Below are 18191 nucleotides of genomic sequence, written 5' to 3' on the forward strand. Positions count from 1 at the left end.
TCACGGGGGAAGGCCCGTTGGCTGGTAGGAGTCCTGGGACCAGGGGCGGCCATCCGTCACCCACACGCTTCGAAGCCCGAGTGCTTCGGCGCCGGCGATGTCAGCATGCGGTGAATCGCCGATCACCCACGCACCAGGTAGAGGAATGCCGACGGTTGCTGCTGCCGCATGGAAGATTTCCGGTTCGGGCTTCTTGTGACCGATGGTCTCGGAGACCACCCAGCCCTGGACGAGTTGGTCGAGCCCGGTGTTACGGATCTTCGCTTCCTGCTGGACAGTGCGGCCGTTGGTGACGATCACGCAGGTCCAGCCGTCGGCCTGGGCCTTCCTCAACGCCTCGCGGGAGGAGCGCGTCAACGCGACGTGGTCGGCGACGCCGTTGTCGAGAAGGGTACGGATAGCGGCGGTTGACACCAGGTCGCCGTATCGGTCGCTCAAGGCTGCGGCGACTTCGTGCCGCGTGGCATAGCCACTGGCGTCGATAGTCGTCACCCAGGTGAGGTCGGAGTCGGGCAGGCCGTGCCGGGCCAGGAAGCCAGCGGCAGCGGCACGGAAGGCCGCATCGCGGTCGACCAGGGTGTTGTCGAGGTCCAGCAGTAACAACGGCATGACCAGCAGTAGATCACGCGCACTGTTTTCGAGCGGGTGGGTTTCCCGCCCCTACATCGATGTGATCGGCTACACGGAACTCGACCGCTACGGTGTCGAACCCTTCTTCCAGCGAGTTCAGTCTCGACGGCCCGCCGCCCTCACGGGCGGCGGGCCGTCCCATGCACTGACGTCATTTCTCGTGAACATTCCCGAGCCTGTCGATCTACATCTGCCGCCCAAAGTGCCGGACAAACGCGGCTGCTGAAAGTGAACGAAGCCAAGCGCCCGGAACGAAAGGAGGACGTCATAGAGCGCGCCGTGCCCGGCGGTGCTCGGCCAGCAGCGTCAGGTCCACCGGCGATGCGTACAGCCGCCCGCCACCACAAGAAGGGCACGGAACCCCGGCACACCGAGGAACGGCAAACTTGACGGCCTGGGCCATGTGCAGCGGGCACGAGGCCGAAAGACTTCATGGGGTGCACCAGTGGATCTCAGCTCAGTGATCATCGCGGTGGCAGGCGTCGCTGGAACCTTAGGAGGATCACTACTCACCCAACGCGGCTCCGAACGAGCGAAGCGTCGGGAGATAGAGCTCGTTCGTGATCATGAAGAGGTCCGCGAGAACCGTGCGCTCCGACGTACCTGCTACGTGGAACTCAACCGAGAGGCCCGGCAGTTCACCACAGCACTCAACCACCACCTGCACGTCATGAGGGAACGAGGCGCGGAGGACGCCGACAGCGACGCACTCGACGAGGCGAAGACCGCGCACCGCGATCGATACTCCGAAGCACAGATGATCGCCCCCGAAGAAGTACTCATGCGAGCGGGCGTCGTCAACCAAACCCTGAACAAGGTATACGGCCAGGTCAAGCGCCTCGAACGCGGTGCACCCGAACCAGGCGAAACGATGGAGACCGCGGCCCAAGCCCAGTACGAGATCTGGGACATGCTCCGAACCATGAGAACCACTATGCGTCACGACCTCGGTGTCGCATGACGATTGAGAGCTGGCACTCAGCTCCATGTGGCCTCTCCTATCTGCCTCGACCAGCCGAAAGCTGACCGAGGCAGAGACTAAAACTCAAGCTGATCTCGAGTCTTAACCTCTGGCTGGCTCCCCGCTCCAGCAGAGCCATGCCTCATCGCCGTCAATGTGCAGGAGGAGTCGGCCGCTGGGGACCGACCGTGATAAGTACGTCAACTCCTGGCATCACGAGGCTTCCACACATCTCGGGTGCTCCGGGAAGGACGGTTGCGGAACATCTGCGGGCCGGCCTGCTGGTGCCCTGGTGTTCCGGAACCTCTTGTCGTCCGCCCCGGATCGGGCAGAACCGGCGGGGGACACCGCGTAGACGAGGCGAGCCAGTCGGTCGGGCTTCACTCCTGCTGAGGCAGCACCCGAGACAGTGGTGAGGGCACAGGTTCAGCCACTGGCCGACGGCGTGCCTTCGGGGGCGCTCAGCATGGCCTGCGGCAGGTAGGCAGATTGGACGCGCAAGTCCCAGCCGTGTGCTTGGACTGCCAGGGCGGCCAGGGCGATGGTCTTGTGCGGCAGGAGGCTGCGGGGCGCCGCATCGGAGGGTGCGCTCTCCCGGTGCTGGACAAGACGATGCTCCAGGGCTTGTTCGAAGGCCAACTGGTCATCCTCCAAAAGCACGTGCAGGAGGCGCTGATCTGGCGTCAGCGCACCGAGAGTATCCAGCTGCCGCTTTGCACCGGTGCGCTCACCGGCATTCGGCTTGCACAGCGTTACCGACGGCCAGTGCCGGGGCAGATGCCCTTCGGCCTGGGTGAGGTAGCCGCACAAAGCGTCCATCTCCGCCAGCTCGCCCGGGTCCGACTTCGATTCCAGCTTCGAGTGCGGCACACCGTTACGGATGTCAGGCGCATAGTCGCCGCGCAGCAGCAGCCCGATGACCAGGCGCTGTTCCCAGACCATGCCGCTGATCACAGACAAAGCGAATGCGTCCAGCCAGGTCCTCGCGGTGGCCGCCTGCTCCACCACAGCCTCGAAGGCTATGTCTTCGCTGCTGAGCTTCTCGTCAATGAGGGTGAAGGAGATCTCTTGGTCGCCGTTGGGGTAACAGCCCAAGCTCAGGAGTCCCAGGGCGCACTCGGCCGCGGTGCGCAGGACGATGCGTGACGGGGCGGTGCCAGGCTCGGGGTCCGCCACCGTGCGGGCGGCTAGGTGGTCGAGGAGTTCGTCGCGCATTCCCTGCAGCTCCTCATCGGAGTAGCAGTCGTATTGCATCGTGTGCCAGCGGCTGCCGGCCCGCCGCCGGACGTTCTCCAGCGCCTGTTCGATCCGCCGCTCACTCACGTCATGCCGGGCTACGTCCTTGATCGTCATAAGCGTCATCCTGGCAGCCGCCACTGACACCGCAGGTACGCCAGCCATGACCACGCCCGAGAAGCCTGATAGTTGCAGGGAGCAGCTCCGCGCGGCTCGCGAACCAGGCAGAGGTTAAAACTCAAGCTGAGTACCTGTGCGAGAACTGCCGGCTGTCTACCTGATCTGGGCTGAAGCCTGCACGACGAAGGAGTTGAGGGACGCCCGCGCCTCGACCGACCTCGTCCGCAGTTCTTCGCGGTCTGTTGCGCGGTGAAGAGCACCGATCATCCCGATGGTCTGCTCGGCCCGCGCATGCAGGTCGCCGTTGGGTAGGAGCAGACGGAGCTGGTGAACGGCCTGGAAGGCCTGGCCGCGGATCCGGAAGGCTTCTGTTCTGGCTGCTGAATGCGCCGTACCATCCTGTTCCTCGTGCTTCCGGTGCCACCAGTCGTGTTGGCTCCGTATGAATTCGTTGGTCGCAGCGGTGAAGGCGAGGACGGCGCTGCGGCGTTCGCTCCGGTCTGCCACACGCTTCTGGAACTGATACCCCAGAAGAGAACCGATGAGTGTTCCCGCCACTGCGATGAAGGTCGTAAGTACCTGGCTCACTGAATTAGTTGACCACGCCAGCTCCAGCACCAACAGGGAACGTAACGAGGTTGATGGGCCGCTGTCGAAGCAGTTGGATGCAGTCGGCGAGTTGGTGCCATTGTTGAGGCAGGGTGAGGCGCGAGCAGCCCGCTACGCCTTGTGGTTGTTCGGGCAGGGTGATGGTGCCGCCTCACAAGCTGCACACGAGTTGGCTGACGGATAGAGCGGCGATTCCATCTCGTGTTTCCAGCTGATTCGGTGGCGTTGCATGACATCGAAGACCAGCAGTTCGGGACCCTGCGATGAGTGATCTTGACGATGACGTCACAGCGTTCGATCCGCCGGCCGTTCTCCTCCCCCTGCTGACGGTGGAGGAGGCGCCGGACGTCCTGGAGGTTCTGGCTGCTGTGGTCGCCGGCGAGCGCGCGGATGTCGACCTGGCGCGCTCGCTGTCGATGCACCTGGCCGCCCGCGTGCCGTCGCGGGAATAGGGACCGAAGGTATTACACGGGTGCCATCTCGTCGGCCTTAAGAGCGGCGATGACGCAATCCGCCAGCAAGTCGCAGTGCTCGGCGCCCGTGATGTCTCGGGCTGTGTTGAGGACGAGCCACGCTGCATCGAGCTGCTGCTTTCGGGTGTCTCCGAACTCGCATTTGAGTGCGGCAGCCAGGTGATCGCGATACATCGGCATGGTCCGACTTCTGAGGTAGGAGCAACTGGCGGCCTCGCGCACGCAGGTGAAGAACCGCAACGCGTCAGTGCGGCCGAGCTGCTGGTAGATGATCTCCATGAGCTTTCGGCCAGGTTTGAAGCCGTAGGGCCAGGAGCCTCTTGGCCCTACCTGCTCCCTGAGTTGGATGTACAGCTCGAAGCTGAAGTCGTACTCGTTCCTCATGGCTGTCTTCGTACCGGCCTTCTTCGGGGAGGCCGCGGCGCCGCGCCTCTCGTACATCCATTCAGCCGCTACTCATGCCACGCTCCGCTCGGCGAGGGGCAGGTCGAGGAGGTCGGCGTGCCCGTGCTGGGTCTGGCAGTTGGGGCAGCGCAGGCCGAGCGCGTCGAGGGTGAGCCGGCAGGGCTGGTGACCAAGCTCGTCGGCATAGAGGCCACAGCGGCAGAACCTGCAGGCGGGGGCGGTGACGTCGTCGAGGGACATCGGCGGGTGCTCCGTTCGGCGGTATTGCAGTTACGGGCTGTGCGTTGGCGCGTTGAACATGCATGAGCAGAAGTCGCAGGTTGCGGGAGCTATCGGGCCCGGCGGCGTTCGACCAGCTGCAGGCACAGTTGGCCCGTGCTGCCGCCGGGATGGCGAGGGGTAAGTCGCCCCGCCGAACAGCCGTTGAGGGGGCGCTTCACCCTCCGGATGGGGAGCAGGATGACAGCCGCGGTGAGGCGGCGCCGCCCGGCTCGGGCTGAAGTCACACGCCCTCCTTCTCCAGAAGCCAACGGCGATCCGTGTCGCGGCATTCGGCGACGCTCGGCTCGTCGTGGGCGGGTGCGATCGGCGCGTCGATGAGGGCCAGGGCATCGCGGGCCTGCTGAATGGCGTGAGCACGCACGGAGACGGCGCGTTGACCTGGCGGTTGCTTCCACGAGGATTGGCGGAGGTTTCGCGCCTGTCCCCGGCGCTCGGCCGAGCCACGGCAACCTCGTGACCCGGCGGTCCCGCCCCGCCTCCGATCGGCGGATTCAACAAATCGTCGCAACACGAGGAGTGTTGGGGTCGTTCATCAGGAGGCTGTTGAAGCGCTCGGCTGGGGTGGCCCAGCCGAGCGTCTTCCGGGGCCTGCGGTTCAAGTCGGCGGCGGCAGCATCCAGATCCTCCTTGGCGTACTTGGACAGATCCGTGCCCTTCGGGAAGTACTGCCGCAGCAGGCCGTTCGTGTTCTCGTTCGTGCCTCGCTGCCAGGGGCTGTGAGGCTCGCAGAAGTAGACCGGGATTCCGGAAGCCGCTGAGAACGCATAGTGATGCGCCATCTCGGACCCTTGGTCCCAGGTCAGGGATCGCTTGAGATTGGCCGGGAGGCCGCTGACAGCATCGAGGAGCGCTCTCCGGAAGAACCCCGGGAGAGGACCCGTCCGGAAGGTGCACCAACAGCGTGTAGCGGGTGCTGCGTTCGAGAGTGCCGATCGCTGAGCCGTTCTTCGTGCCGACGATCAGGTCACCTTCCCAGTGCCCCGGGACGCTGCGGTCGGCGACTTCGGCGGGCCACTGGCTGATCAGGACCATCGGGTGAGTGAACCGAGGGATCCTCTGGTCCGGCCGCCGACGCTGCTTGCGCATGCTTCGGCCCGTCCGTAGGCGCCGCGAGACCTCTCGCATCAGGCCGGTCTTGGCCTGGGCATACAGGGCTCGGTAGATCGACTCGTGCGTCACATACATCTCCGGACGGTCCCGGAATTCCCGACGAAGCACGATCTGCTCGGGGCTCCACTTCTCGTCCCACCGGGCCTGGATGAAATCCCGCAGCTCTGGGCAGCGGTCGACCTTCCGGGGCTTGGGCCGCGGCCGTCGTGCTTGCGCCCGTTTGTGAGCGGTGAACGGGCGGTAGTGGGCCGGATGGTTTGGTCTGGTGTCAGGGTTGCCGTTGCGTCGGATCTCCCGGCTGATCGTCGATGGGCTGCGGTTCAGCTCGCCGGCGATCGCTCGTATCGACTTCTTCTCTCGCCGCAGATCAGCGATGCGCACCCGCTCCTCCTCGGACAGGAAGCGAGTAGAGATTGAGCGTGAGCCGTTCCGTTCCTCCATGCGCGGATGGGGTTCGAACTTACGGGGGTCCCCGACGATCGGCTGGATCGCGGCCCGCGCCGTCTTCCGTCCTGCCTTCGTGGTCTGCACGCGTGCACCGCGCCCGCTGATCCACTGACGATGCGGCTGGCCTCTCTGATACTCACACCTTCGTGTATCAGTTCGAGGAACTTCTGCCTGACCTCGGGGGGCACCCTCTTGCCGTTCGGGCGCCCCCGGCAGTGCTTCTGTCCTCCATCGCCCACCCGGACGTCGGGTGTTGCGACGTTCATTAGAACCCGAGGATCCGAGGCGGGCGTCAGTCCGCGGAGTCCCTCTCCGGCATCCCGTCGTCCACGGTGTCCGGATGTGAGACGCGGCTGGCGGACGGGTCGTCGGTGTGGTCCGCCCCTTGCGGGTCGATAGTGGCCGCCCAGCGTCCCGCCCAGCGGGCGAGGGGGTTCAGGGCGTGGCACGCCTCCTGTCCCAGCGGGGTGAGCCCGTAGCGGCTGTCCGGTAGTTGGTGAATCACCTGGGCATCCAGCAGTTCGGTCAGGCGCTGCCGCATCACGCTGGAGGACATGTCGTCGCACCGCTTCTGCAAGGGACGGAATCCAAGCGGGCCCGCCCGAAGCTCCCACAGGATGCGCAGACTCCACCGCCGCCCGAACAGATCGAGTGCGGCCATGAGGGGGCGGCCGGTGGTCGAGCCGCGAACAGGATTGCCAGGCCTGGGTGTTGCCATGTCGGGAAGTCCAGCTCTCCAGGGTTGATGCTTCGAATACCGACACGCTAGCATCAGTGACCGCTTCGGAAATCGAAACGGAGGAGGCTGTTGTGACACCTGCCCCGACGACCTGGGAGAGAGGCGTTCCTCAAAGCCCGTGTCGACGGAGGCGAGACCGGCCGGGAGGACCGGTACATGCGCATGGTGCCCCGAGTTCGACGTCGGCGCCGAGTCGCACGGACGACTCACTCGGAACTTGTTCGTGGCGGGGGGACGGGTGACCGGCACGCGGGAGATCGAGTACAGGATCCACCAGGTCCTGTGAACCGGCCCAGCGGAACTTCAGTGCTGCCTCGTCGGCGGTTGCCGCCACCAAGCCAACATCCACTCAGAGGTGGAGCCCAGATGACCACGACCGAGTTTCCCTCGGCGGCAGCACGGGCCGCCGCCGCTGCCGCCCTGGCCGAGGACGCGTCAGGGAAGGACGTCACCACCGTGTGGAGCGTTCCCGAGGAACTGGTGGCCACGGCCGAGATCCGCACCCGGCAAAGCGGCATCGCCGCCGGCCTCCCCGTGGTCGCCGAGGTCTTCGCGCAGGTCGACCCCGAGGTCAAGGTCGAGCCGGCCGTCGCCGACGGCGCCCGACTGGCCGACGGCCAGGTCCTGGTGCACCTGTCCGGTTCGGCGCGCAGCCTGATCACCGGGGAGCGTACGGCGCTGAACTTCCTGCAGCGCATGTGCGGCATCGCGACGCTGACCGACCGCTACGTCCAAGCTGTGGCAGGGACCAGGGCGCGCATCCTGGACACGCGCAAGACGGCGCCGGGCCTGCGCGCCCTGGACAAGTATGCGGTCACCGCCGGCGGCGGCCACAACCACCGCCTCGATCTCGCGGCGATGGTCCTGCTCAAGGAGAACCACATCGCCGCGGCGGGCGGGGTGACCGCCGCGATCGAGGCGGTCAGGCGCGGGATGGCGCGCACCGGGCAGAGCGTGGAAAGCGATGTCGAGGTGCAGACCGTCACACAGGCCGCCGAGGCCCTCGACGCCGGAGCCCGCTGGATCATGCTCGACAACATGCCGGTGGCCGACATCGAGCAGGTCGTGAAGTTCCGGGCCGGGCGGGCCGACGCTTCCCGGATCCTGCTGGAGGCCTCGGGCACCATCCGCCTGGACACAGTTCTCGCCATCGCCGGGACGGGCGTCGACCTCATCTCGGTCGGGGCGTTGACGCACAGCGCGCCCGCACTGGACCTGACCATGCTGCTGACCACCGGCCCGGTGCCATGCCCGAGGTAGCGGTCGTCGTCGCGTGTCAGCGAGACGGCGCGGGTGGCAGCCCGACCGCCGTTCTGGATGATGCGCCGTTCACCGACGAGGAGCGATGCCGCATTCCCACGGCGTTGGGAACATCGCACGCCGTCTTCCTCCGCGCGACCGGAATCGAGCGTCGTCAGCCCGCGTACACACTGCGGTTCTTCACCGCCCAGGGCGAACTGCCCGCCTGCGGACACGGCACCGTCGCCGCCCTCGCCGTGCTCGCCGAACGGACAGGCGGCGACCACGACTACCGCGCCGCCCTGCGTACGGCCCACCGCAGCTTCGACGGTCGGGCAAGCCGAAACGGTGACGGCCTGACGGCGTCGTTCGACCCGGGCCCGGTCAGCTTGCGTAGCACCGGTGGACCCGAACTGAGGGCAGTCGTAGGCGGCCTCGCACTGACAGAGGACGCGGTAGCCGGCGACGCCTGCGTGGCGTCGAACGGGCGGCCGAGGCTTCTGCTGCCCATCCGATCCCGCGCCGCACTGGCCGAACTCACGCCGGACTTAACCCTGTTGCGCGCAGCCTGTGACCGCTACGGTCTGCTGGGCTGCTACGCCTACTCGCCCCCGGACCGACACGGCCGAGCAGCAGCCCGGATGTTCGCCCCGTCGATCGGCGTCCCCGAGGACATCGCCAACGCCAACAGCACGGCCTGCCTGGCAGCGCATGCTGCCGGGTTCGGCACACACCGCCTCGCTGTCGACATGGGTGATCACCTCGGCAGCCCGTCCACCATCACAGCGACCGCCCACCGCGACCGCACGGGACACCGGATCCGAGTCGGCGGCCAGGCAGCGATCGTGCGCACGGTCATGCGATGAGGCCTGCGCGCTCAAGGCGAGGGTGCCGGTCCGCAGCAGGTCCAACTGCTCCTGTGAGAGCCCGGCCAGTTCTGGCGGCGTCTGTGGCAGGGGCTCAGGGTTGATGGCCGATCACGTCGTACTGGTGCGACACGTACCTACTTGTCGGCTCCTCTTCGTTCTAGTCCGGGCCGCGGCCCTTCCGGCGAGGCCAGTCATCGACTCGACCGGCTCTGGCTCGTCCTCGCCCGCCGACGCTCACCCGAGACCAATCCGATCGCAGCCCGGCCGGTTGATCGAAGCCGTCCGACTTCGACGCCGTCTCCGTCGGCTCGCTGACCCACAGCGCGCCGGCCATGGATCTGAGCATGCTTCTGATCATCAATTCCGAACACAGGGGGTACCGTGGCCAAGGGCTACTGGGTCAGCGTCTACCGCACCATCGCAGACCCTGAGAGGCTTGCTGCCTACGACAAGCTGGCCGGTCCAGCCGTCAAGGCCGCGGGCGGGCGGCTGCTCTCCCGCGGCAGCCGGGTCGTCGCACACGACGCCGGAATCGCCGAGCGCACCGTCCTGATCGAGTTCGACAGCTTCGAACAGGCGGTCGCCGCACGCGCGAGTGCGGCCTACCAGGAGGCACTGGCCGTACTTGCTGACGGCGTCGAGCGCGACTTCCGCATCATCGAAGGCCTCGACTGACGACCGATGCCGCGTCAGGGAGGAACACGATGCCGGCTGCGGGGATCACCCCGGCTCGTCAGTGCGCCGCACCGTCGCGAAAAGCGTCAGGCCGGTGGCATCGGCGGTGATGTCCGGTCCGGCGACGGTTCCTTCCCGGCGGCGCGGCGGCGCGGACGTCGGCCTCGATGTCGGCGGGGGTGCGTTCGACGAGGTTCCAGCGGCCGATGTCGGTCATCAGGGCGGCGTACGGGTTCGAGGTCGCGATGTTGGAGAAGTAGAACGTGTCTCCGGGGCGCCGGTTCAGGAGATGGGCGAACGCGTCGCTGGCGGTCGCAGGGGGCGCAGACTGCCGATCAGGTTGCCCCGGGCTACCAGTTCCCCCACCAGCGCCTCCAGCCTGTCGGCAGGGGCTTTGGGATGCTCAGCCGCGAGCTTGCCGATAAGGTCGCCGACCCGCAGTGGGGAGCGCGCCAGGGACATGACCGCCCGTACAACGGGGATCAGCCGCACTGACACTTCGGTCTGCGAACCGCCGACGCTGCCATGGGGTGCCCATGCCACCACCAGGCGCTCACCGCGTACGACGGCCAGATTGTTCATGACGACGGGCAGCCGGCGCCGCAGTTCAGCGCATGCTTCCAGGCGCGCAATCACCTGGGCGACCCACGCCGCGTCGGCTCGGGTGCGGAGCTGATGGTCTTCGCCCCACCGCGCCGAAAGGCGCGGTCCGAAGCGTGTGCCGGCCACCCCGGCGAAGAGGCCGAATGGCGCGGCCCGGCCGCGCATCCGCACCCCGTAACGGGCCAATGCCAGCGCCATGCGCCGCGCTTGACCAGCGTCGGTGGGCCGTCCATCGAGCGTGGCGTCGATCTGCCGGGCAAGAACGGGGCTGGCGATCGTGACGGCCTCGGCCACCGGCCGCATTGCCCATGCCGCGGCCAGCCATTCGCACCATTCCTTGCCGTCGGCGTCCGGCCCAGGCCAGAGGGGCATGGTCGACGGCCGCGGCGGCAACGACATCATCTGCGGCGGCGACGGCAACGACGCACTGTCCGGCGGCGACGGCAACGACCGCATCGAAGGCGGCAACGGCGCCGACAACCTCAACGGCAACAACGGCAACGACGCGCTCTTCGGCGGCACCGGCACCAACACCAACGACGGCGTCCCCGGCACCAACGCCTGCTTCAACCCCTCCACCGGCCCCGGCTGCTTCTAACCCCGCACACCCCCCGACCGGGGCATGTTGCGTGACATCAGTAGCTGACATCAACAGAGGCGTACAACCGCGCACCGTGGCACGCCCGTGATCGGTGGACGAGCCGACAGATTCCAGTAGGCGAGCGGTTCGTGATGATGCTGCACCCGTCTACGGATCACAGGACCGAGTTCGGGGTCGGGCAGCGTCTGGTCGGTGGATCGCGGGCGGTATGACGGTGTGTCTGTACGGCCGCGCAGCCGGTGTCCAGCCTTCAAAGGTCGATGTCACCATCGCGCGGGAGATGGTCGATTTGCCGACGCCCGCGGCCGCCGCGACGGCTTCGATGGTCAGTGCCGCGTACCCCTGTCCCGACAGGACATCCCGTGCCGCATCAAGGATCTTTGAAGCAGAACGCGGCCCACCGGCCACCGAACCTGAAGAGAAGACGAGTGCCATGACCAGAGCGATACGGATCGTTTCACTCATGGTTCAAAGCATGCGGCTGTCGCGTTGTCGCCAATGAAACGCTACGTGTCGTTTCGATCGGGTCTCTTCCCGAAGGAGTCGTGTCATGAAGGGTTACACCGTCCCTCTGTCTCCCCGCGGCATCGCGAACCTCGCGTCCGCTCCGCCCTGGCACTACGCCGGCACCGTGGTGAGCGTGGAATTCTTCACCGACCCAGCCGCCGCCGCGGCGACCCTGCCCGAGGGCCTGACGCCCGACCCGGACTCCGCCGGCCGCGGCGTCGCGATGTTCATCGACTGGCAGTACTCCTCCACGGGCCTGGAGTACCTGGACCCCGCACGCTCGCAGTACCGGGAGTTCTTCATCACTCTGGAGGCCCACTACAACGGCGCCCCGGTGGCCTGGTGCCCCTACATCTACGTCGACAACGACTCCGCCATGGCCCGCGGCTGGGTCCAGGGCTTCCCCAAGAAGCTCGGTGCCGTCCACCAGACCCGCACCTACTCCGTCGGCGGCCCCGGCACCCCAGTCCTCGGCCCAGGCGGACAGTTCGGCGCCACCGCCTCCGCCGCTGGACAGCGCATCGCCGAAGCCAAGATCACCCTCGAACAGCCGGTCCCCGACCCCGCCACCCTGATGAACCGCCCCGTGGTCAACCTCCGCCACTTCCCCCGCCTGGCCGCCGGACAACACGACAAGCCCGCCGTCCACGAACTGGTCATGGCCGTCCTGGACGACGCCGCCGTCAGCGACGCCTGGTCCGGCACCGCCGACCTCGCCTTCCTCCCCGCCCACGGCGAAGAACTCGCCGACCTGCCCGTCCAGCGCACCGGCAAGGGATTCCACTTCGACCTCGCCTACACGGTCACCGACCTCAAGACCCTCACCGACCACAGCAACTAACCGACCCACACACCACGAGGGCCCCGCCACCAGCCACCACCCCTATGGCCCCTCGCCGCTCCCCCAAGACGAACCATCCCCAACGCACCCGTGGCCCCGATGCCGTGGGGGCACGCCCACAGCTCTCACATCTCAGGAGTCGACGTGCCCATCTATACCTGCACGAGCGCCCAGGGAACGCTGAGGGCCGGCGCCAAGGGGGAATTGGCCGCCGAAATCACCAGGATCCACGCGGAGATCAATCACGTCCCGCCCGCCTACGTCAACGTGGTCTTCTCCGAACTGCCTCAGGACAGCGTCTACGTCGGCGGAGAACCAGGGACGCCCCTCCTGATCGGCGGCTGGGCACGCCGCGGCCACCCGCAGGAGGAAACGACCCGCTTGGCACTCGAACTGTCGGCAGCCGCATCCCGCATCACCGGGATACCCGAGCACGACATCCTGGTGGTGATCCAGGACGGTCCCGCGCGCTCCGCTGTCGAAGCCGGCCAGGTCCTGCCCGACCCGGGTCAGGAGAAGGAATGGCTGAGCCAGCACGAGGAGTAAAACCGGGCGCCGACAGACAGCGGCACCGCCGTGGACAAGCTCCGTGACTAGGCCCTTCGTGGACGCCCTGCGCTGTGGATCCGCTGGCATGGGGCGCTGCGTGCCAAACTCCCGGCTGGCGTCGCCCGCCTGCACCTGCCGTCACGGTGCACGCGCTCCCCTGCCCGGTACTCACCGTCCCCGGTCACCGGCACGGAGGCAATCACCTTCGGCAGGCCCGCCACCCCCGAGGAGCAAGCAGACGCTCTGCACCGGGACCAAGAGCGGATCACAGAAAACAACGCGTTGCTCCCCTCCCCCAGGTCCAGGCCGCATTATCTGATGCTCTGCCAGTGCAGGCCTGGGATACGGCCTTGCCCCACGTGAGGGCGAGAAAAACTGACGACATTGTCAAGTCCGGTCAGGGGAGAAGGCTGGGCAACCTCGGTGGTGGTGCGGTTCGGCCAGCGAGACACTGACGACACCTCAGCCGCGCTCTCGATAAAGCCGGTGTCGGAAAGTGCAGGTTAGGAGAGAATGGGGCAGTATCAGCTCTATTCTCCACGCGTCCTGACGGCGCCGAGGCGACAGCTGAGGAAGAACATGGGCCAGAACGGCACCCGTCTGATGGCCGTGTCGGCCGCTCTTGCCGGAGCGCTCGCGCTCGTGCTGGCCGCTCCGTCCGCGGCCGGCGCCGATCACCGGACCGGGACCGCGCTCTCGTTCGGCACGGTGGCCGCACCGCAGGCCCCCTCCCCAACTCCACCTCCGCCCCGCCTCCCCCGCAACTTCCGCGGCAAGGGCAAGTGGGTCGTCCGGGACCTAGACATCACGGTGCCCTTCACCTGGGAGGGGCGGGACGGCAACAGCCAAATGACCGCCGGGGGCCCGCAGTACCCAATCTGGTTCACCAACCTGATCTACCACGACACGCTCTACACGCTCACGTACAAATGGCCAGGCCTGTACGAGCACCCCTGCTCACGCATCCCGGGCTTCAACCTGAAGGCATTGAACCAGGGGTTCGAGAAAGCCCGGTTCGTCGGGCGGGAGACCCTCAGGCGCACCACGCCGCGGTACGTGAACCACTGGCGGGTGGGCGTGGTCCTGCCCGAGCTCCCTCCCGGGAACCACCCGCGCCTGCCGCTCGCTCTGGGCGACATCTATGTCGACGAGAACAACCGGGGCACCTTCTGGCAGGTACTGCAGTTCGGCGTCCAGAACCTCTACGACCCCGAGCTGGACGAATGGCTGGTCATGGACACGTTCGAGCACCGCCCCGGAATCGTCACGCTCCCCCAGCGATGCGCACCGCCCCACTGAGCACGGTCCCGATCCACAGCGACCCACGCCGCCCCGGCGCCCGCGCCTGGGCCGCCTCACGACCCAACCTCCTCAACGTCGTCGTCAGCCGCGCCAAACGCCGCCTCTTCGTCATCGGCAACCGCGAAACCTGGCAAGAACAGCGCTACTTCACCACCCTCGCCGACCAACTGCCCGCCCACACCTGGAAGCCGTGACCGACGCCTCCACGCCGCTGCCGGCCATGCCGTAGCCGTCACACGGCGCGGTCCAAAGCCGCGCGCGGCCGGTCGCCCGCCGTCCACGGGCGACGCCCGGATTTCAAGTGCTCACACACCGCACCCGGCTCGGGAAGTTCCACGCCCAGCTCTCCCGCTCCTGGTGTTGGGTCACACCAAGAGTTGGGTTCAAGCGAGCGACGGCCACCGATCGGCAGCCCACTCCAGCCATCCCGACCATCCAGGAGGCGGACCTCCAATCTCATGCCCACCAAGTTCGGCGGCGTCGGGCTCCTCGAAGAGCGTCCTCCAGCGCACGAGGTCCGCTTCACTCATCGGGAAGGTCTGATCCGGGGTGGTCGACTGGCGATGGGCGATTCGAGCACGTTGGGTCTCATGGTCCACCGGCACGTACACAAGGCGGCAGGATGCCCCCACAGACTCCACCAACCAGCGGATCGCGGACCTCTCGTCACGGGACCAGCATCCGAAATCCAGAACCACGTTGGTTCCAAGTCGCAGCGCCTCCAGACCGAGCCAGAGCAGCCGGCCCTCCAGCACGTCGCGCTTCCCATCCGCATCTGACTCGCCGAACAGTGGGTTCATCCACTCATCCGGCGTCAGCCGTAGGGCGCTGTGCCCCTCGGCGAGTTGCCGCGCCCTCGTGGTCTTGCCGGCCCCGGGCAGCCCGATCATCAGAAACAACGTGGTCACAACCAGACCATTCCAGGAGACCAAGTGCTGGGCGACTGCTTTTTGCTGGAATCGCCGGGCCGCACCGCGGCCCAGCAGCGCGAGGACACCCAGTGGCGGTGACGCATGCCGCCCAGTCCTTCCGCTGCTGGTCACGTGATCCGCCGGACAGGCCCGAGTGCTGTGACCGGGAACGTTCGCGGGGTTGGACGGTCAGGCCGCGGCCGGTAGTGGTCTGCCGCCCCATCGGATCTCCGCGCACTGCCACAGCCTGAAAAACAGGTCAGGCCGTTGGCAGATGCCTGCTCGGCGGGCACCTCACGAACAGGTCTTCCGCCTCGGATGTCAAGAGGAACGGCAGGAGCCGACGAAGCGCAACCGCATGCTCACCCACCCGCTTCAGCACAGCCCGCAACGTCGGAGCAGCCCCTGGTACGTGCTGAGCCGGACCGCAGCCCGCGGCGACATACAGGCACTCCAGCCAGGCGGACTGCGTCGTCGCGCCATCGGCACCCGACCGCTGCACCCAGGTGGCAACCTCTGCCTCGCGCCCCGGCAAGAACCACACCTCAACCAGCAGCCCCGGCCGGTGGAATCCCAGCCCGTGCTTGGTCGGCTCCGGCCCGCAGAAACCAGCATCCTCCACCAGAAACGCAAACGCTTCCGCAACAGTGCTGCGGAAGCTCTCCCCTGGATCGGCTCGACGACTCACGCCGCAATGCTCCGCCACTCAGACTGCCACGGGAAGGCCACAACCCGGCGAACCTACGCGGTCACGGCACTAGACGACTGCTCCATCCTGCACAGGCAGGCGGGTGGGGAGGGCCAGTTGGTCAGTCGGGCGTCGGCCGCCGTGATGCAGGGTCGACCGGGCCGCAGCGAGCAGCGTGTCGTCGATCCCGATCGGGTCGAGGCCGGCATCGAGTAGGCAGAGGGCCTCCTGCACGAGGGCGGTGCCAAGGAACGCCAGCACGTGGCGGTCGATGTCGCGCAGGAGCGATGTGTCGGCGGGCCAGCGGCCGAGCGCGTTCGCGGGGGCCGTGTCGGTGTAGGTGGCGGACAGGTGGGCGCAGACAGACGCGGCGGTCAGGATGTCGCGCACGGGGCTGGCCGGGAATACGCTGCGCGCTGGACGGACATAGGGGTAGCGGCAGCCTTCTTGCTTGATCAGCTGGGCGTTAGTCAGGCGGGTCAGTGCCGCGCTGACGGTCGGCAGGGCAGCACCGTATGACTGGGCCTGCGTGCGGAGTTTTTGCCCAGGCGGGATCTTGCCCTGCTGGATCGCCAGGGCCAGGTCGACCGCTATACGGGCGGAGGAAGCGTCGCTGCCGCGTGCCATCCGGTCACCCTAAAGGCATTCACGGGTCTGGACTGCGGCGCTCTAATTTCCCGGTGACTGGCCGCTGCCCTGGGTGCAGTGGGTGAAGGCGGCGGTTGAGCTGGCCGGGACATGGCCGGGATCGATGAGGCGCGCCGGCGGGGTCGCTGCCTGCCGAAGTGCCGTGGACAGCGTCAGGGGCGGGTACCCGGTGTCCGGGTACCCGCCCCTGTAGTGCTCTGGATCTACTTGCCCTTGGCAGCTTCCTTAAGCTTGGAGCCCGCGGCCACCTTCACGCTGTAGCCGGCGGGGATCGTCATCGTCTCGCCCGTGGCGGGGTTGCGGCCCTCCCGCGCGGAGCGGTGGGTGCGCTCGAACGTCAGGAAGCCCGGGATGGTGACCTTCTCATCACCCTTGGCGACGACATCGCCGACCGTCACGGCAAACGCCGCGAGGATGGCGTCGGCGTCCTTCTGGGTCACCTCGGCGCGCTCGGCCAACGCGGCCACCAGCTCACTGCGGATCATGTCAGTACTCCAATATCGTGCTCGGGAGCCCCGCTCGGGGAGCGGGGACAGATCAAGTCGCCCATGCTGTCACCCGCCACCGACAACAGGCACGCACCCCGTAGCCCCTTGCGCCGAACGGCCCAGGTACGAAAAGGGGCCCCGCGCGGCGTGCGAAGCGGTGCGCGGGGCCCCTCAAGGATGGTTGCAGTCCTGTCGCTCATCCCACCGCCGACGGTAATTGACGCAGTGCCACCTCGCACCCGGGCAGGCGCGGTCGCGAGCCGCCCTCTAGAGGAGAACATCTGGCAGGGCACTGGTGGCGTTGCCGAGCCCGAAGTGCGGAGCTTGAGATACAGGGCAACGGGTGGACGCTGCCTCCGTGCAGACCGGCGTACAGGCACTGGGCAGCGGGGTCGATGTCCAGGGTTCGTACGTCGTGCCCAGTCAGTTCGGATTCACCAGGCGTAGAGCAGTTCGCGGATGTCCTGCCAGTCACGATCGATCGCTTTCACCCGCTCGTCCCGCCAGGTGGAGGGGGGGAACGGCTCGGTGGTTGCGGAGTTCCCGCACGAGCAGCACTGCCCGATTCAAGGTGAAAGCAGCACGGGCGGATGAGGATCCGCCTGCTACCAATTCCGTCGAGCGGCACCCCCAGGGCGGCGGCACCGTCGAGGAGGAGTGGGTCGAGACCTCGGCGCTGACCCGGGCCGCGCTGGAGCGCTGGCTGTCCGTGCGCGAGAACCTGGTGCAGCGGGCCCACGGCACCTCGCGGCTGTGGGTGTCGCTCTGGACGAACCACGACGGCGTCCTCGACGACGAAGGGACACGGTGATTCGCCCTCCCGGGATGCCACCGGAGGAGAACGGGCTCGTGACCTCTGGCTTTATTCACGAGTAATGGTTCTGGCTCAACTTCCGTGAAATCCATGCCGACCGGGCTCGTGCCAGCCTCTGGACGAGCCGCTGACCTGCCAGTTCGCCAGGGCCGCCAGCCTCGGACACCGAGGATCGGTTCGACTCCACGGAAGTTGTGCCAGAACCCGAATTTTGAAGGCGCTGGGGTTCTCGCCAGGGGAGCATCGGGATGCTCCTGGCGAAAGGTCCTGTTCATGCCGCAGATGTCGCAGGTTGACGCGGCGATCCGGCGTGATCATCGTGGCGGCATGAAGATGCGGGAGGTTGAGCGCAAGTACAACATGTCGTAGGGGACGGTCTGCAAGGCTTTGACTCCGTCTGGCCCGAGCGCCGGCAGAAGCTCCCGCCAACGGGCGACGGCCTGC

The 18191-nt window shown here is 67.1% G+C and carries 26 protein-coding genes and 1 pseudogene; 12 read left to right on the forward strand and 15 right to left on the reverse strand.

The features are described from left to right. Window positions 1-609: an HAD family hydrolase gene (locus OG574_RS01500; protein WP_326771477.1), complete on the reverse strand. Its 609-nt coding sequence runs from the start codon at window positions 607-609 to the stop codon at window positions 1-3. Between OG574_RS01500 and OG574_RS01505 the strand changes: the two genes are divergently transcribed. Together OG574_RS01505 and OG574_RS01510 are read left to right on the forward strand one after the other, a co-directional pair. Continuing rightward, window positions 608-856, forward strand: a complete 249-nt coding sequence (locus OG574_RS01505; RefSeq protein ID WP_326771478.1) for a hypothetical protein — start codon at window positions 608-610, stop codon at window positions 854-856. The two genes, OG574_RS01500 and OG574_RS01505, sit on opposite strands and share 2 nt — an antisense overlap. Before the next feature lie 234 nt (window positions 857-1090). Beyond that, the gene (locus OG574_RS01510; RefSeq protein ID WP_326771479.1) at window positions 1091-1591 is read left to right on the forward strand and encodes a hypothetical protein; all 501 of its coding nucleotides are present in this window, start codon (window positions 1091-1093) and stop codon (window positions 1589-1591) included. Between the two features lie 426 nt (window positions 1592-2017). Here OG574_RS01510 and OG574_RS01515 read toward each other — a convergent pair whose 3' ends face one another. Both OG574_RS01515 and OG574_RS01520 read right to left on the reverse strand, forming a co-directional pair. Beyond that, complete coding sequence (locus tag OG574_RS01515; protein ID WP_326771480.1) at window positions 2018-2944, reverse strand: immunity 49 family protein; 927 nt, start codon at window positions 2942-2944, stop codon at window positions 2018-2020. A gap of 156 nt (window positions 2945-3100) precedes the next feature. Beyond that, window positions 3101-3535, reverse strand: coding sequence for a hypothetical protein (locus tag OG574_RS01520; protein ID WP_326771481.1), 435 nt, complete (start codon window positions 3533-3535; stop codon window positions 3101-3103). Between the two features lie 284 nt (window positions 3536-3819). Between OG574_RS01520 and OG574_RS01525 the strand changes: the two genes are divergently transcribed. Further along, window positions 3820-4008, forward strand: a complete 189-nt coding sequence (locus tag OG574_RS01525; protein ID WP_326771482.1) for a hypothetical protein — start codon at window positions 3820-3822, stop codon at window positions 4006-4008. Between the two features lie 12 nt (window positions 4009-4020). Here the strand turns inward: OG574_RS01525 and OG574_RS01530 are convergent, their stop codons facing one another. The 5 genes and pseudogenes from OG574_RS01530 to OG574_RS01550 all read right to left on the reverse strand — a co-directional run bounded on the left by OG574_RS01530 (window position 4021) and on the right by OG574_RS01550 (window position 7045). Then, window positions 4021-4413 carry a hypothetical protein gene (locus tag OG574_RS01530; RefSeq protein ID WP_326771483.1) on the reverse strand — a complete coding sequence of 131 codons (393 nt, stop codon included), beginning with the start codon at window positions 4411-4413 and terminating at the stop codon, window positions 4021-4023. A gap of 72 nt (window positions 4414-4485) precedes the next feature. After that, window positions 4486-4674 carry a hypothetical protein gene (locus tag OG574_RS01535; RefSeq protein ID WP_326771484.1) on the reverse strand — a complete coding sequence of 63 codons (189 nt, stop codon included), beginning with the start codon at window positions 4672-4674 and terminating at the stop codon, window positions 4486-4488. A 262-nt stretch (window positions 4675-4936) separates the two neighbouring features. Then, window positions 4937-5077, reverse strand: coding sequence for a hypothetical protein (locus OG574_RS01540; protein WP_326771485.1), 141 nt, complete (start codon window positions 5075-5077; stop codon window positions 4937-4939). A 130-nt stretch (window positions 5078-5207) separates the two neighbouring features. Beyond that, window positions 5208-6539: pseudogene (locus OG574_RS01545) on the reverse strand (IS30 family transposase). Between the two features lie 26 nt (window positions 6540-6565). Further along, window positions 6566-7045 (reverse strand): winged helix-turn-helix transcriptional regulator, encoded by a 480-nt coding sequence (locus OG574_RS01550; RefSeq protein WP_326771486.1) that lies wholly within the window; start codon window positions 7043-7045, stop codon window positions 6566-6568. A 333-nt stretch (window positions 7046-7378) separates the two neighbouring features. On the opposite strand from OG574_RS01550, the gene nadC reads away from it, so the two are divergent. The 3 genes from nadC to OG574_RS01565 all read left to right on the forward strand — a co-directional run bounded on the left by nadC (window position 7379) and on the right by OG574_RS01565 (window position 9795). Then, window positions 7379-8272 carry a carboxylating nicotinate-nucleotide diphosphorylase gene (gene nadC / locus OG574_RS01555; RefSeq protein ID WP_326771487.1) on the forward strand — a complete coding sequence of 298 codons (894 nt, stop codon included), beginning with the start codon at window positions 7379-7381 and terminating at the stop codon, window positions 8270-8272. Beyond that, window positions 8260-9117, forward strand: a complete 858-nt coding sequence (locus tag OG574_RS01560) for a PhzF family phenazine biosynthesis protein (RefSeq protein ID WP_326771488.1) — start codon at window positions 8260-8262, stop codon at window positions 9115-9117. Before nadC ends, OG574_RS01560 begins: the two co-directional genes overlap by 13 nt. A gap of 384 nt (window positions 9118-9501) precedes the next feature. Beyond that, a complete protein-coding gene (locus tag OG574_RS01565) occupies window positions 9502-9795 on the forward strand; it encodes a DUF1330 domain-containing protein (RefSeq protein WP_030978521.1) in 294 nt (97 codons plus the stop codon). 58 nt (window positions 9796-9853) lie between these two features. On the opposite strand, the gene OG574_RS01570 is transcribed toward OG574_RS01565, so the two are convergent. Next, window positions 9854-10012, reverse strand: a complete 159-nt coding sequence (locus OG574_RS01570) for a hypothetical protein (RefSeq protein WP_326771489.1) — start codon at window positions 10010-10012, stop codon at window positions 9854-9856. Window positions 10013-10077: 65 nt separating this feature from the next. After that, entirely contained in the window at window positions 10078-10692 is a 615-nt protein-coding gene (locus tag OG574_RS01575) for a lantibiotic dehydratase (protein WP_326771490.1), read from the reverse strand. Window positions 10693-10768: 76 nt separating this feature from the next. On the opposite strand from OG574_RS01575, the gene OG574_RS01580 reads away from it, so the two are divergent. Next, window positions 10769-10996, forward strand: a complete 228-nt coding sequence (locus tag OG574_RS01580; RefSeq protein ID WP_326771491.1) for a hypothetical protein — start codon at window positions 10769-10771, stop codon at window positions 10994-10996. Window positions 10997-11146: 150 nt separating this feature from the next. Here the strand turns inward: OG574_RS01580 and OG574_RS01585 are convergent, their stop codons facing one another. After that, window positions 11147-11464, reverse strand: a complete 318-nt coding sequence (locus OG574_RS01585; protein WP_326771492.1) for a TetR family transcriptional regulator — start codon at window positions 11462-11464, stop codon at window positions 11147-11149. An 85-nt stretch (window positions 11465-11549) separates the two neighbouring features. Here OG574_RS01585 and OG574_RS01590 point away from each other — a divergent pair, with 85 nt between their 5' ends. The 4 genes from OG574_RS01590 (at window position 11550) to OG574_RS01605 (ending at window position 14392) form a co-directional block, all read left to right on the forward strand. Then, window positions 11550-12347, forward strand: a complete 798-nt coding sequence (locus OG574_RS01590) for an acetoacetate decarboxylase family protein (RefSeq protein ID WP_326771493.1) — start codon at window positions 11550-11552, stop codon at window positions 12345-12347. Window positions 12348-12491: 144 nt separating this feature from the next. After that, a complete protein-coding gene (locus tag OG574_RS01595; RefSeq protein ID WP_326771494.1) occupies window positions 12492-12893 on the forward strand; it encodes a tautomerase family protein in 402 nt (133 codons plus the stop codon). A gap of 516 nt (window positions 12894-13409) precedes the next feature. Next, window positions 13410-14195 carry a hypothetical protein gene (locus OG574_RS01600; protein WP_326771495.1) on the forward strand — a complete coding sequence of 262 codons (786 nt, stop codon included), beginning with the start codon at window positions 13410-13412 and terminating at the stop codon, window positions 14193-14195. Next, complete coding sequence (locus tag OG574_RS01605) at window positions 14177-14392, forward strand: hypothetical protein (protein ID WP_326771496.1); 216 nt, start codon at window positions 14177-14179, stop codon at window positions 14390-14392. The genes OG574_RS01600 and OG574_RS01605 overlap by 19 nt, the downstream gene beginning before the upstream one ends. Window positions 14393-14581: 189 nt before the next feature. On the opposite strand, the gene OG574_RS01610 is transcribed toward OG574_RS01605, so the two are convergent. The 4 genes from OG574_RS01610 to OG574_RS01625 form a co-directional block, all read right to left on the reverse strand. Beyond that, the gene (locus OG574_RS01610) at window positions 14582-15106 is read right to left on the reverse strand and encodes an AAA family ATPase (RefSeq protein ID WP_326771497.1); all 525 of its coding nucleotides are present in this window, start codon (window positions 15104-15106) and stop codon (window positions 14582-14584) included. Between the two features lie 262 nt (window positions 15107-15368). Continuing rightward, window positions 15369-15797 (reverse strand): hypothetical protein, encoded by a 429-nt coding sequence (locus OG574_RS01615; RefSeq protein ID WP_326771498.1) that lies wholly within the window; start codon window positions 15795-15797, stop codon window positions 15369-15371. 69 nt (window positions 15798-15866) lie between these two features. Continuing rightward, on the reverse strand, window positions 15867-16424 hold the full coding sequence (locus tag OG574_RS01620; protein ID WP_326771499.1) for a hypothetical protein: 558 nt from the start codon (window positions 16422-16424) through the stop codon (window positions 15867-15869). A 224-nt stretch (window positions 16425-16648) separates the two neighbouring features. Beyond that, on the reverse strand, window positions 16649-16930 hold the full coding sequence (locus tag OG574_RS01625; protein WP_326771500.1) for an HU family DNA-binding protein: 282 nt from the start codon (window positions 16928-16930) through the stop codon (window positions 16649-16651). A 574-nt stretch (window positions 16931-17504) separates the two neighbouring features. Between OG574_RS01625 and OG574_RS01630 the strand changes: the two genes are divergently transcribed. Beyond that, entirely contained in the window at window positions 17505-17744 is a 240-nt protein-coding gene (locus tag OG574_RS01630; protein WP_326771501.1) for a hypothetical protein, read from the forward strand. Window positions 17745-18191: the final 447 nt, after the last annotated feature.

This window comes from Streptomyces sp. NBC_01445 (genome assembly GCF_035918235.1).
GTDB lineage: Bacteria > Actinomycetota > Actinomycetes > Streptomycetales > Streptomycetaceae > Streptomyces.